This is a genomic window from Bartonella sp. CM31XJBT, assembly GCF_028618555.1.
Taxonomy (GTDB): domain Bacteria; phylum Pseudomonadota; class Alphaproteobacteria; order Rhizobiales; family Rhizobiaceae; genus Bartonella.
Genome location: NZ_JAQITD010000012.1, coordinates 50,898 through 64,165, shown reverse-complemented (window position 1 = coordinate 64,165; position 13,268 = coordinate 50,898). Strand labels below are relative to the sequence as shown.

Sequence of the window (13,268 nt, the reverse complement as noted above, 5' to 3'; positions counted from 1 at the left end):
ATAGGCTTTAAATTCACCAAAATATTTCGTAATCGCTGCTGTCAACGAGGTCTTCCCATGATCAACGTGACCAATCGTACCAATATTAACATGCGGTTTTGTTCGTTCAAACTTGCTCTTCGCCATTGCTATTAATCTCTTGTTTTATTCCCTATTTTTGTTAGCACCTAGGGTCAGTCCTGCAAAAATGAGTCTGACCAGACTGTAAACAGCCCAATAACCACAACTCTTAGAGGCAAAACCCCACCCAATCTATAAATGGAATATCCTCCATCATACCTATTTGCCCAATCATCAACAACCATTTGGAGCGGGTAGCGGGAATCGAACCCGCATATTCAGCTTGGAAGGCTGCTGCTCTACCATTGAGCTATACCCGCATGACCCACGTACTAACTCTCCTTCGATGAATGGTGGAGGGGGTTGGATTCGAACCAACGTAGCATACGCAACGGATTTACAGTCCGCCCCCTTTAACCACTCGGGCACCCCTCCATTACACCGATAAAGTCACGCAATGAGACATCACGACAACCATCTTGAATACCCATTCAATTCAATCTGATTGCGAAGTGGTTATGACGATTACTATTGTATCTGTCAACAGAATAAATACAGTTCTGTACAAATTTCCTGCTCATAATTTTAAATCATAGATTTTTTTCTCTCTATTTTTCTTATTAACACGCTATAAAGAAGCTATGAAAGAAAAAACATCACAAAATTCTCATTATGCTCGTTTGCGTCGCCGATATCGCGATACAAAAGGCTCTCCTTCTCGATCTTTTACACACCCAAAGAAGAAAGCTGCTTCTTTACAGCAAGGGATCATCTATCTTTATGGTATTCATTCTGTTCAGGCTGCTTTAGAAAACCCAAAAAGAATTTTAAAATGTCTTTACGTTACACAAAATGCCTTAAAACGATTAAATATATCCGAATCAGATTATCCTTGCTCTGTTACATTATGCACCCCCAAATATCTTGATTCGCTTGTTGGAAGTGAGGCTGTTCATCAAGGTATTGTTCTGGAAACTCTCCCCCTCAAACCATGCAAACTGTCGGAACTAACCAATACTGATCTGGTCATTGTCATGGATCAAATTACCGATCCACATAATGTTGGCGCTATTATGCGCTCTGCAGTTGCATTGAAAGCTAAAGCACTTATTACAACTTGCCGTCACTCTCCCCACGAAAGCGGTGTTCTTGCGAAAGCGGCATCTGGAGCTCTGGAAATGATTCATTATATTACCGTACGAAACCTCGCTGAAGCTCTTCAAGAACTTCATCAAACAGGTTTTACAAGCTTTGGTCTCGATTCAGAAGGTGACCAACCTCTAGAAACAGCATTAACAGGGAATAAAATTGCTCTTGTTTTAGGAGCAGAAGGTAAAGGTTTACGTAAAAAAACACGCGAAACCGTTTGCGCTTTAACACGCCTTGATATGCCTGGAAATATTAAGTCATTAAATGTTTCAAATGCAGCAACAATAGCACTTTATGTGGCACATCAATATCTTAGATCCTAGTTTTTAATTTTTTGTGAAACATCAAAAAAACCAACCAACAAAAAACCCGCAAAAAAACCGCCAATATGAGCTTCCCATGCTATTGAGATGCCATTTTCTTCAAACAAAATAGAAGAAATACCTATGATAAAATCAGTCGCTAGCCATACACTCATATAAACAAGCACCCCCTTAGAACACAGAGCTTTTTTGACAGACAATAAAGGTCCCAAAAGTTTTTCGTTCTGCGCATTGACAGCTAGATTCCCACTAGGAAAACCGTAACGTGCAATAGCACCCATCATTCCAGATACGGCACCTGACGCCCCAATAAGTGATATGGTACTTTCTTGATGAAATGTAAAATAAGTCAAAACAGAAATAACTGCCGTTAACACCCAAAAAATTAAAAAACGTAAAACACCAAAATGCCTTGCTAAAGGAGAGCCAAAAACCAAAAGCCAAACCATATTAAGAGCAACATGTTTAAAACTACTATGCATAAATGAATAACTCACCATGGTATAACAAAATGCTACAGGATCCCTCTTAAACAATGCTGGTATAAATGAAAAAAACTCAAGGCTTTCAACATAAAACTGATGAGAAAAAAAATACTGAGAAATGCAATAAAGACAAAAACAAAATGCTATCAAAACAACTATAATAAATGGAACATTCAATAAGGGTTCTTTAGGTTGTTTCGGCAATCGGGAAACATCATTATGGTTGTGACTAGAAACTTTCATTGTATAAAATCTCGTATTTTTCAGAAAATGGGTTATTCTTTATACAAAATAAATATACCACTCCCAGTGATACAAAATCTTTTTAACGCCTCTTCGAGGCCCCTTTTTAAATTTTCAATAGCTCTACATGAAAACACGTGTATTTTATACAAAAGATTTTAAAAAGCACGGATACCAAGAATATGATTTACAAACTTAATGGTATCCTGCTTACTTAAATGTGAAGTTATCATGCAATATACAAGGACTTACGAATAGACAAACTCACTTATGAGTGTGGTATATAATAAAAATATATAAACATTGTTTTCTTACTAGAAATATATTGATCACTGCATTTTTTAACCAAGCTATACTTCGATTGATAAACTTTAAATAATCTTAAATCTCAATTTTTCCATTAATAGAGATTGCATTGCTTCTACTCTTTGAATAAAAAACGACATCTCTATGAGAAAAGAACTACCAACACAGGCGTTCTCTAGATATACCGATTGGTGTTTCATGATGAATTACTTACTTGATAGTCTGTTTCCCTCATAAATGCAAAAGCGTCAGTTCATCTCTTTAACAAATATAAACAAGCCTTTCATTTCAACCTTTTACAGATATAATTCAAGAACTGTCTCTTATGAAACACTGAAAAAATATGTTTATTCTAATGATGCATCTTTGAATTTAAACAGTTCATGACGGAGTTTTTTATTCCTTTCTTAGACAGTCTTATTTACACATCCGTCACTTTTAACGCGCAAGAGAATAGTTTGGATCAATTCAATATAAAAAATTTTAAATGAGGTAATCATAGGAATTTGAACCTCCTATTAAGTTGTAAAATGATAAATAACTATTATAAATCAATGTATTATAAATAGATAATACACTAATCATTGAAGAGGAAGATCTTGAGAATTCTGCTTGCAATCCTTTAACCATACATCATAAATAGGATGCTCAACAGCGTTCAAACCAGGACTATCCGCAAACATCCATCCTGTAAAAATACGCCGTATTTTTTTATCTAATGTCACTTCATTGACTTCAACAAAACCTGTTGTACGCGTGGGTTCATCTTTAGAGCTCGTATAACACGCACGTGGAGTTACCTGTAATGCACCGTACTGATAAATTTTACCAAGAGTAACTTCAAAACGTGTAGTCCGCCCCGTGATTTTGTCAAGACCCGCAAAAACAGCAATTCCATTGCTAATACGTTCAGCCCGCACTCCACTATTTAAGGATAAAAACACTAAAATTCCCATTAAAAAAATATAAAAAAAATGCCTCACCCCTAACAATAAAAAAAATCTCATCATATCAAAATCAATCGCACCTTAAAAAAATAATTCTTTTCATAACATAGAGTCAAATAAGACAAAAATACACACGCACATTAAAACATGTTATTTTTTAGGTGACCACGCATCATAATCTTCATGCACACAAGAACGCTCTCCATTGGAGGTGATAGCCCCCTTTGGTCGATAGTCCTCACTTGTTCCTGTCATATTTGCAACATGAGGCTTTTCCCATTCATAAGGATGATAATCCTCCTGTGTTGGTGGACACTCACAGCGATGATGAATCCAGCCGTGCCAACCTGGTGGAATAGTAGAGGCCTCAGAATAGTCTTTATAGATAACCCAACGGTGCGGATAACCATCCTTATGAAGTCCTCCTTCATAATATATATTTCCAAATTGATCTTCCCCTATCCGCTTACCTTTGCGCCATGTGAAAAAACGCGTACCAATGGTATTGCCATTCCACCATGTGAAGATTTGCTTAAAAAAACGAGCCATCTGCTATTCCATTCATTTAGTGCGCTCATGAAATTAATCGTTGGAATAAAATTATTAACGATTGAAATTATCGAAAAAGTTACTCGTAAATTCAACTACAATTCCAATTGATAGGTTAACGTGCTATCCTTTAATTTCAAGAAGATATCATATGTATGGCTTCTTCTCCACCCCATAAAAATTTAATCTATGCCAAGTTTCATCTTAACCAATTCATTAACAGCTTGGGGATTTGCCTTACCACCTGTTGCTTTCATTACCTGTCCAACAAACCAACCAGCTAAAGCAGGTTTGTGCTTTGCTTGCGCAACTTTATCAGAATTATTAGCAACGATCTCATCAACAGCTCTTTCAATAGCCTTTGTATCCGTTACCTGCTTCATATTTCGCTCTTCTACAATTTGGCGTGCATCACCCCCCTCATTCCAAATAATCTCAAAAAGATCTTTGGCAATTTTTCCAGAAATAACTCCTTCTTTTATGAGATCAATAATACTTCCCAATTGATTTGGCGATACTGGGGACTCTTCAATCTCACGATTATCTTTATTTAAAGCCCCTAAAAGGTCGTTAATCACCCAATTGGCAACTATTTTTCCATCACGCCCACGCGCTACCTCTTCAAAATAATCAGCAATAGCCTTTTCTGTCACAAGAATGGAAGCATCATACACTGTCAATCCCATTTCCTTAATAAAACGTGCTTTTATAGCGTCAGGCAATTCTGGTAAGTCTGCTGCCAAAGCATCCACAAATGCTTGATCAAATTCTAATGGTAAAAGATCAGGGTCAGGAAAATAACGATAGTCATGCGCTTCTTCCTTTGAGCGCATAGAACGCGTTTCACCTTTAGCGGCATCAAAAAGCCGAGTCTCTTGATCTATGACGCCTCCATCTTCTAAAATTGCGATCTGACGACGCGCTTCATACTCAATTGCTTGACCAATAAAGCGAATAGAATTAACATTTTTAATTTCACAGCGCGTTCCAAAATCTTCACCAGGACGACGAACAGATACATTGACATCTGCACGCATAGAACCTTCATCCATATTGCCATCGCAAGTGCCCAAATAACGAACAATCGTACGCAATTTTGTCATATAGGCTTTGGCTTCATCTGATGAGCGCATATCAGGTTTGGAAACAATTTCCATAAGAGCAACACCAGAACGATTAAGATCTACAAAAGACATCGTTGGATGTTGATCGTGCATCGATTTTCCAGCATCCTGTTCAAGATGCAACCTCTCAATTCCCACTTCAATATCCTCAAATTGGCCATTCGAATCTGGACCAACAGATATGATAATCTTTCCCTCTCCCACAATGGGATAGCGAAATTGAGAAATCTGATACCCCTGCGGTAAATCTGGATAAAAATAATTTTTGCGATCAAAAACAGACTTTAAATTAATATGCGCCTTTAATCCTAACCCCGTTCGAACCGCTTGACGAACACATTCTTGATTAAGAACAGGCAACATACCTGGCATGGCTGCATCAATAAGTGATACATGATTGTTCGGCTCTGCACCAAATTTTGTTGATGCTCCTGAAAAAAGTTTTGAATTTGATATGATTTGCGCATGAACTTCCATGCCAATGATGACTTCCCAATCACCTGTAACTCCAGAAATAAAACGCTTAGAATCAGGAGTACGCGTATCAATGATGCTCATTGCCAATCCACTACCAATATTTAAAATATACTCATGGCTTATCTAAAACCATTCTCTCAGTGTAACCCCAGAACATAAATCTTACAACACAAGCCCGTTTCTATCGGGCTTGTTCTGTTTGCATAAATATTAAGCTTTTTTAGGAGCCTTTTTCTTAGCTGGTTTTTTCTCTGTAGACGTTTCTTTCACTGCAGACTTTTTCTTTGCCGGCTTTTCTTCAGGAACATCTGATTCGTCATATTCTTTCATCAACTCTTCAACCGTCACTTCTTTATCTGTGACTTTTATCTGTGCTAATAAATGATCAATGACCTTTTCTTCAAAAATCGGAGCACGTAGATTTTCAACAGCTTCCGGAGTCCTACGGAAAAAATCCATAATCTCTTTCTCTTGTCCAGGATACTGGCGAACCTGATCAAAAACGGCTGCTTTTAGCTCATCCTCACTAACTTTAACACCAACCTTCATTCCAATTTCAGAAAGCACCAAACCAAGACGAACACGACGCTGCGCAAGGACACGATATTCCTCCCGTGCCTTTTCTTCTGTAATACCTTCATCTTCAAAACTGCGCCCAGCCTTTTTCAAATCATCATTAACCTGAGCCCATATATTGTTAAACTCAACTTCTAAAAGTTCTTCAGGAATCTCAAAATTATAATCAGCATCTAAAGCATCAAGAATTTGACGCTTAACTTTTTGACGTGTCACTGAACCATATTGGCTTTCAATCTGCCCACGAACGACCTCACGTAAGCGATCTAGAGACTCTAAACCAACTTTTTGCGCTGCTTCATCATCAATTTTTAATTCATCTGGTTTAAAGACAGCTTTGATAGTAATGTCAAACTCTGCTTCCCGTCCCGCCAAATGTGCCGCACTGTAATTATCTGGAAATTTAACAAAAATCGTTTTTGCATCCCCAGCTTTCACACCAACCAATTGCTCTTCAAAACCAGGAATAAATTGTTTTGACCCAAGAATCAGTTGTGCATCACTATCTGCCCCACCTTCAAATGGAACGCCTTCAAGCTTACCTTGATAATCTATGGTAATACGATCACCTTCTTCAGAATTCCCCTCTTTTAGGGAATAATTACGCGTAGAAGAAAGGACGCGTTTGACTTGATCATCAATATCCTGTTCAGGAACAGTTGCAATTTCACGGATAACCGTAATGTGTTCAAAATCTTTAATGTCAATTTTTGGTAAAACTTCATACTTTAAACTAAAAGTAAAATCAGCTTTGCCATCTAGAATTTTTTCATCTTCATCTATATCAATTTTTGGCTGCATCGCTGCACGTTCATTGCGGTCTGCTAAAATAGAACGGGGTGCATCACTGAGTATCTCATTGAGAATCTCCGCCATAAAGGATTTACCATACATTTTTCGCAAATGCCCACTAGGCACTTTACCGGGACGAAAACCATTAAGCTTGATTTTTCCCTTGGTATCATCCAATCGTTCATTCAACTTTTCTTCTAAATCTTTCGCTGGAACCACGATCTTAATTTCGCGCTTCAGTCCTTCATTAAGCGTCTCGGTAACCTGCATTAAACACCTTCATTTTTCTAAGGAGAGGGATCAACCCACTCTAATAATCATTACATTCTAACACTTCGAGTGTTACATTTACCATGAAGCGGAATTTCAGACACGTAGAAATCCGTAGCACCTAAGGGATTGCTTTGGTGCGGATGGAGGGACTCGAACCCCCACGGTCTCCCGCCAGAACCTAAATCTGGTGCGTCTACCAATTTCGCCACATCCGCTCAAACTTACAAGCTAATAACCTTATACAAGCGGCGTTTCTATACCATTAATTACAGAAAAAAAGCAAACAAATATATTAAAAAAAACAAAATCTATGCTTTTCATACATAACTGCTTACGCTAAAAGTCAATTATGTTAAAGACATTTGATATCCCAATTCATATCATCGGTGGCGGTCTTGCGGGGTGTGAAGCGAGCTGGCAAATCGCTCAATCAGGAATTCCTGTTGTTTTGCATGAAATGCGACCCGAAAAAAAATCAGATGCCCATAAAACCGATAAATTGGCAGAACTGGTTTGTTCAAATTCGTTTCGTTGCGATGATTCATTAACAAATGCCGTAGGGCTTTTACATGCTGAAATGCGATTAGCAAAATCGTTAATTATGAAAGCTGCTGATGCCAACAAAGTTCCCGCAGGGAGTGCTCTTGCTGTTGACCGTGATGGATTTTCAAAAACCGTTACGACAGCACTCGAAAACCACCCCCTTATAACAATCAAACGTGAAGAAGTTCAAGAAATTCCTAAAGCTTGGAAACATGTTGTCATTGCAACGGGCCCCCTTACATCGCCTGCACTTGCTCAAAAATTACAAGCAATAACCGGTATAAAAGCTCTTTCTTTTTTTGATGCGATTGCACCTATTATCCATACCGACAGTATTGATATCAACATTTGTTGGTATCAATCTCGCTATGATAAAATTGGTCCTGAGGGAACGGGAAAAGATTACCTTAATTGTCCCCTCAACAAAGAACAATATGAAACATTCGTTGAAGCGTTAAAAAATGCTGAAAAAACAGAGTTTCGTGACTTTGAAAAAACGCCCTATTTTGATGGATGCCTCCCCATTGAAATTATGGCTGAGCGCGGACTTGAAACGTTAAGACATGGTCCTATGAAACCTATGGGCTTAACTAATGCCCATAACCCTACAGTTAAACCCTATGCTGTCGTTCAATTACGCCAAGATAATAAACTTGGAACGCTTTATAATATGGTCGGCTTTCAAACAAAACTGAAATATGGTGAACAAATTCGTATTTTTAGAATGATTCCCGGTCTTGAAAAAGCAGAGTTTGCGCGTCTTGGTGGTCTTCACCGCAATACCTACCTCAACTCGCCAATTATTCTTGATCAAACCCTTCGTTTAAAACAAAAAAGACAACTACGCTTTGCAGGGCAAATTACCGGATGTGAAGGTTATGTAGAATCAGCGGCAATAGGGCTTCTTGCTGGACGTTTTGCTGCTGCCGAATATCATCATATTTCCCCTTGCCTCCCCCCACAAACTACAGCATTCGGAGCCCTTTTGAATCATATTACGGGGGGACACATCATAGATGAAAAAGCAGAAACACAGTCTTTTCAGCCAATGAATATCAATTTCGGACTTTTTCCCCCTATTGCTTCTATTAAACATTCAGGGAAACGCTTACCAAGTAAAGAAAAAAAATTAGTAAAAAAACAAGCCATAACAGCGAGAGCTCTCAATGATTGTACTCAGTGGTTAGCAGATAAAGAATCAAAGAGCTCCTGTTTATAAAAAACATACGATTCGCCTCTCACCTACTGAATAGATCTTTATGACTCTCGTGAAAAAATCATTCTAAAGCCTTTTAAAGACTGTCTCCTCCAATCAATAAATACTACCTACATTTCATCATTTATTCAATTATGTAGGTGCTGTGAAATAACTTTTGGCTATAAAAAACCTTTACCGCTATAAACAATTTAATATGATTTAATGACTAAAAAAAATAATCATATAAATATATTATGAATAATCAAAAAAATAGATGAAAAATACACACGTAATACTGTACTATCTTTATTAATAGTTTTTATATTACGTAATGTATATTATTTTATAAGAGTAATTTTTCTGTTTTGTAACTTCCTCCCTCAAAATTTGTGATGTTCTCTCATTTTAACTCTTGTATGATGAAGGAAAAATACTCGCTTGCATATCACAAGTGAAATAAAGATATGGAAAAAATATTTGTAGGATAGAGCTGGAGCTATCTCTCCCCTCTCAAATGCCAAGAAAAATCACAATATTGAAAACCAAATCTGAATATCAAAAGATTCTTTCATTTCAGGCTCTCTAATAAATCAATAAAATTATCCTCTTGGTGTGTCACAAGCAAGGTTGGCGTATAAGAGTAAAAGAATAAAACTATCCCTTATGCACTCGTCTCAGATATCTGGGGCTAGTCGCAACATTATAGGAACTAAGAAAATAGATAGCACGGTGGCACCAACATGCACTTTTATTAAGCGTAAATGGTGATATATAATAACTTTTATGGACTTTACAGAGTTTTCCGCCTCATATTATTTACGGATCTTGTTTTGAAATAAATACCGTAACACTTCAGCGTAATAAAAGTTAATATTACATTTTATAAGCCATACCAGTGCTCAATTAATACGGTGCAATATTTCATTGAAAATGACTAAAAACAATATATTTTAAGCTGACAGTATTTTATACAAAACTTAAAATCATTTTCAAAAATACCAGCAATACATGAAAATAAAAAGTATCGCAAAGATCTCAAAGTTTTATATGAAAAATGCGCATAACACATGTGTTAAAAAAACCCGCTTATAAATAAATCGGGTTTTTTTAATGTAGCTTAAATTATTTTTTATTAACTGCTTCTTTAAGGCTTTTTCCTGCAGAAAATTTGGGTACAGAACGTGCTGGAATATCGATTTCAGCACCAGTTGAAGGATTACGCCCCTTTGTTGCAGCACGATGAGAAACTTCAAAAGTGCCAAAACCTGGAAGACGAACATCTCCCCCTGAAGCTAAAGCTTCTGTTACAGAAGCCATAAAAGCATCAACAACAGCACCAGCTTGCGCTTTCGAAACACCTGCCTTTTCAGCAACGGAGCTAACCAATTCACTTTTATTCATAAAATATTTCCTTTCCCTATATTACCTGAACATGACTTAATCATGTTATTGGTCAGTTTATTGAAAAGTACAGCAAACAGAAGTCTTATTTTTATCCAAAACATTGTTTTTTTAGCAATAATCACAGTTATTCACGGAATTTTTCACTTTTTCCAACAAAAAACAAAATAATAACCTCAACAACGCCTTCTGCCACCTAAAAAATGCCGTTATAAATGAGATAAGTGAATCAGTGCGCAATCTGTATTCCGTCACTATCACTGCTCTCTGACCGGATTGGGACAGCCACTGTAGAGGGTTCTTTCCATTCAATAGTATCTGGAAAACGAACCAAAGCGTGTTTCAAAACTTCACTCACATGATTTACCGGAATAATTTCCATATTATTTTTGACATCATCAGGAATATCAACCAAATCTTTTGCATTTTCTTCAGGAATAAGTACTTTTTTTATCCCTCCTCGAAGAGCTGCTAAGAGTTTTTCTTTTAATCCACCAATGGGTAAAACGCGTCCACGTAAAGTAATTTCACCAGTCATTGCAATATCTTTATGCACAGCTACTCCTGTAAGGACCGACACAATTGCTGTCACCATTGCAATCCCAGCAGAGGGACCATCTTTTGGTGTCGCCCCCTCTGGAACATGAACATGGATATCGCGTTTTTCAAAAAGTGGAGGCTCAATACCAAAATCAACAGCACGAGAACGCACATAAGATGCGGCCGCTGAAATGGACTCTTTCATAATATCACGTAAATTTCCAGTTACAGTCATCTTACCTTTGCCGGGCATCATAACTCCTTCAATGGTCAATAACTCTCCACCGACTTCTGTCCACGCAAGACCTGTTACAACACCAACTTGATTTTCTCCTTCAATCTGATTGTAATGATAACGTTTAACACCCAAGAAATCATGAATATTACTTTCTGTAACTTTTACAGATTTTTGATGTGTTTTGAGAATTTTTGTAACGGATTTGCGGGAAATTTTCATGAGTTCACGTTCAAGGTTACGAACGCCTGCCTCACGTGTATAAAACTGAATAATTGACCTTAGTGCTCCATCAGAAATACTGAGTTCTTTTTTAGACAAACAGTGATCTTTTAGTGCCTTTGGTAAAAGATGCTGTTTAACAATTTCCATTTTCTCACATTCAGTATAACCAGCGATACGAATAATTTCCATACGATCCATTAACGGACCTGGAATATTAAGCGTATTGGCAGTTGTGATAAACATGACATCAGAAAGATCATATTCAACTTCCAAATAGTGATCAATGAATGTACCATTTTGTTCAGGATCAAGAACTTCTAATAAAGCGGATGAAGGATCACCACGAAAATCTTGGCCCATTTTATCAATTTCATCAAGCAAGAAAAGCGGATTAGATTTTTTTGCTTTTTTCATAGACTGGATAATTTTTCCAGGCATCGATCCAATATATGTTCGGCGATGTCCACGAATTTCTGCTTCATCTCGGACACCTCCCAATGAGATACGAACATACTCACGTCCCGTTGCCTTTGCAATAGAGCGCGCTAATGATGTTTTCCCTACACCTGGAGGACCTAACAAACAAATAATGGGACCTTTTATCTTTGACGCGCGACTTTGTACGGCCAAATATTCAATAATTCGCTCCTTAACTTTTTCAAGACCAAAATGTTCATTATTCATGACCTTTTCAGCAAAATCTAAATTGTTTTTAATCTTAGATTTTTTACCCCAAGGCATTGCTAATAACCAATCAAGATAGTTACGTACAACTGTCGCTTCTGCAGACATAGGAGACATATTCCGTAATTTTCTCAATTCTGCTCCAGCTTTTTCCTGCGCTTCCTTGGATAGTTTTGTATTCTTGATACGTTCTTCTAATTCAGAGAGTTCATCTCGGCTATCATCACCTGCTCCTAACTCTTTTTGAATAGCCTTCATCTGCTCATTGAGATAATATTCTCGTTGGTTTTTTTCCATTTGCCGTTTAACATGCGAACGAATACGTTTTTCAACCTGCAAAACAGAAATTTCTCCTTCCATGAAGGACAAAACACGTTCAAGACGGGCCCGCACAGGTAAGAGCTCTAATATTTCTTGCTTTTCTGCAAGTTTAATCATCAAATGAGAAGCAATCGTATCGGCAAGCTTAGAAGGATTATCAAGCTGGCCAATCGCATTCACAACTTCAGGAGAGATTTTTTTATTAAGCTTTACATAGTTTTCAAAATAAGCAATCACTGACCTTGAAAGAGCTTCAATCTCAACATCACTCTCTCTAGGTTCTTCTGTAACAGTTGCAAAAGCCTGATGATAACCTTCACTTAAAGCAAATTGACTAATTTTTGCACGTGCAGTTCCTTCAACCAAAACCTTTACAGTACCATCAGGAAGCTTTAAAAGTTGAAGAATATTAGCAAATGTACCAATATGATAAATATCCTCTGATTTTGGATCGTCATCAGAAGCATTTTTTTGTGTCACCAATAGTATTTGCTTATCAACCGCCATCGTTTCTTCAAGAGCACGAATTGATTTTTCGCGGCCCACAAAAAGTGGAACAATCATATGGGGGAAGACAACAATATCACGAAGAGGTAAAACAGCATAAACCCCATCTCTTACTTCATCTGTCTTTTCATCAATATATTGCATAACTCTCCTTTCTGGAGCCTATGAGCTACCTACAACAACCAGCTCACCTTTAGAAAACCTCAGCTCTTCACTGTACATGAAGTGGTAATTACTCATACATAAATCAAGCATTATAATGATATTATTAGAAACACCCATCAAATACCATTCATTACCACCTTTTATA

Annotated in this window: 10 protein-coding genes and 3 tRNA genes; 2 read left to right on the top strand and 11 right to left on the bottom strand. The window is 37.3% G+C overall.

Features of this window, described 5'->3' with window-relative positions:
- From PVV63_RS06560 to PVV63_RS06550, 3 genes are all read right to left on the bottom strand, one after another.
- Positions 1-126 (bottom strand): GTP-binding protein (locus PVV63_RS06560; RefSeq protein ID WP_234924853.1); only part of this gene is annotated, 126 nt, incomplete at its 3' end.
- A gap of 180 nt (positions 127-306) precedes the next feature.
- A tRNA-Gly gene (locus PVV63_RS06555) sits at positions 307-380 on the bottom strand.
- A gap of 31 nt (positions 381-411) precedes the next feature.
- Positions 412-495, bottom strand: a tRNA-Tyr gene (locus PVV63_RS06550).
- A gap of 206 nt (positions 496-701) precedes the next feature.
- Between PVV63_RS06550 and PVV63_RS06545 the strand changes: the two genes are divergently transcribed.
- A complete protein-coding gene (locus tag PVV63_RS06545; RefSeq protein ID WP_273791163.1) occupies positions 702-1,532 on the top strand; it encodes an RNA methyltransferase in 831 nt (276 codons plus the stop codon).
- Here the strand turns inward: PVV63_RS06545 and PVV63_RS06540 are convergent.
- From PVV63_RS06540 to PVV63_RS06515, 6 genes are all read right to left on the bottom strand, one after another.
- The gene (locus tag PVV63_RS06540; protein WP_273791162.1) at positions 1,529-2,260 is read right to left on the bottom strand and encodes a rhomboid family intramembrane serine protease; all 732 of its coding nucleotides are present in this window, start codon (positions 2,258-2,260) and stop codon (positions 1,529-1,531) included. The genes PVV63_RS06545 and PVV63_RS06540 overlap by 4 nt on opposite strands.
- Positions 2,261-3,147: 887 nt before the next feature.
- The gene (locus PVV63_RS06535; protein WP_273791166.1) at positions 3,148-3,573 is read right to left on the bottom strand and encodes a DUF2155 domain-containing protein; all 426 of its coding nucleotides are present in this window, start codon (positions 3,571-3,573) and stop codon (positions 3,148-3,150) included.
- A 90-nt stretch (positions 3,574-3,663) separates the two neighbouring features.
- Positions 3,664-4,062 carry an NADH:ubiquinone oxidoreductase subunit NDUFA12 gene (locus PVV63_RS06530; RefSeq protein ID WP_012755018.1) on the bottom strand — a complete coding sequence of 133 codons (399 nt, stop codon included), beginning with the start codon at positions 4,060-4,062 and terminating at the stop codon, positions 3,664-3,666.
- A gap of 182 nt (positions 4,063-4,244) precedes the next feature.
- Positions 4,245-5,744: an Asp-tRNA(Asn)/Glu-tRNA(Gln) amidotransferase subunit GatB gene (gatB, locus tag PVV63_RS06525; protein WP_273791161.1), complete on the bottom strand. Its 1,500-nt coding sequence runs from the start codon at positions 5,742-5,744 to the stop codon at positions 4,245-4,247.
- A gap of 129 nt (positions 5,745-5,873) precedes the next feature.
- Entirely contained in the window at positions 5,874-7,301 is a 1,428-nt protein-coding gene (gene tig / locus PVV63_RS06520) for a trigger factor (RefSeq protein ID WP_273791160.1), read from the bottom strand.
- Between the two features lie 135 nt (positions 7,302-7,436).
- A tRNA-Leu gene (locus PVV63_RS06515) sits at positions 7,437-7,519 on the bottom strand.
- Between the two features lie 134 nt (positions 7,520-7,653).
- On the opposite strand from PVV63_RS06515, the gene trmFO reads away from it, so the two are divergent.
- Positions 7,654-9,066, top strand: a complete 1,413-nt coding sequence (trmFO, locus tag PVV63_RS06510) for a methylenetetrahydrofolate--tRNA-(uracil(54)-C(5))-methyltransferase (FADH(2)-oxidizing) TrmFO (protein WP_273791159.1) — start codon at positions 7,654-7,656, stop codon at positions 9,064-9,066.
- 1,101 nt (positions 9,067-10,167) lie between these two features.
- Here the strand turns inward: trmFO and PVV63_RS06505 are convergent.
- Both PVV63_RS06505 and lon read right to left on the bottom strand, forming a co-directional pair.
- The gene (locus tag PVV63_RS06505; RefSeq protein WP_273791158.1) at positions 10,168-10,446 is read right to left on the bottom strand and encodes an HU family DNA-binding protein; all 279 of its coding nucleotides are present in this window, start codon (positions 10,444-10,446) and stop codon (positions 10,168-10,170) included.
- Positions 10,447-10,675: 229 nt separating this feature from the next.
- Positions 10,676-13,102 carry an endopeptidase La gene (gene lon / locus PVV63_RS06500; RefSeq protein WP_273791157.1) on the bottom strand — a complete coding sequence of 809 codons (2,427 nt, stop codon included), beginning with the start codon at positions 13,100-13,102 and terminating at the stop codon, positions 10,676-10,678.
- Positions 13,103-13,268: the final 166 nt, after the last annotated feature.